1 protein-coding gene is annotated in these 790 nt (G+C 63.5%); it reads left to right on the top strand.

Annotation, left to right across the window (positions count from 1 at the left end):
- Positions 1-80 precede the first annotated feature (80 nt).
- Positions 81-790 (top strand): helix-turn-helix domain-containing protein (locus AMD30_RS24285; RefSeq protein WP_231632852.1); only part of this gene is annotated, 710 nt, incomplete at its 3' end.

Below are 790 nucleotides of genomic sequence, written 5' to 3'. Positions count from 1 at the left end.
TTGACGTCTCACGCTTGTCGGTGGTCGCAGTCAGAGTGTGGGGGGTGTCCTTCTCTGCTGAGACTGAATCCGATGCTGAGATCGCTGCACGGGTGCGTGTGGAGGTCAGGTTCCGTGCGGTCACCGAAGTCGCCGACGGTGCTCCGGTCATCGAGGTCGCTAACCGTTACGGTGTCTCTCGCCAAACGGTCACGGCGTGGCGCAAGCGCTATGCCGCATCAGGTCTGGGCGGTTTATCGGATCGATCTCGCCGACCGCGTACTAGCCCGAACCAGATCTCTCCACAAGTGGAGGCGACGATCTGCGAAATGCGACGCACCCACCGGCGGTGGGGTGCCCGGCGCATCGTCTACGAACTCGGACGCCTCGACCCTTATGCGCCCGCGCCCGCGCGGGCCACGGTGCACCGCGTGCTGGTACGCAACGGATTGGTCAATCCTCAAGAGCAGCTACATAAACGGGTCTACAAGCGATGGGAGCGGGAAGCTCCGATGCATCTGTGGCAACTCGACCTGGTTGGAGGTGTGTTCCTGGCTGGCGGCCGGGAATGCAAACTGTTGACCGGCATCGACGACCATTCCCGCTTCGTCACCGTCGCCGCGGTTCTCGAGCAGCCCAGTGGCAGTGCCGTGTGTGAAGCGTTCGTCGGGGCGATGAATCGATGGGGCGTGCCGTTCGAGGTGCTCACCGACAACGGCAACCAGTTCACCGGCAGACACACGCGGCCGTTGCCGGTTGAGGTGCTCTTCGAGCGGACGTGTCGCGAGTACGGCATCACCGCGCGGTTGAC

The sequence above is a fragment of the Gordonia sp. HS-NH1 genome (genome assembly GCF_001418765.1).
In the GTDB taxonomy this organism is placed as follows: Bacteria; Actinomycetota; Actinomycetes; order Mycobacteriales; family Mycobacteriaceae; genus Gordonia.
The sequence above is the reverse complement of the archived record's forward strand: the minus strand, read 5'-3'. Positions and strand labels throughout refer to the sequence as shown.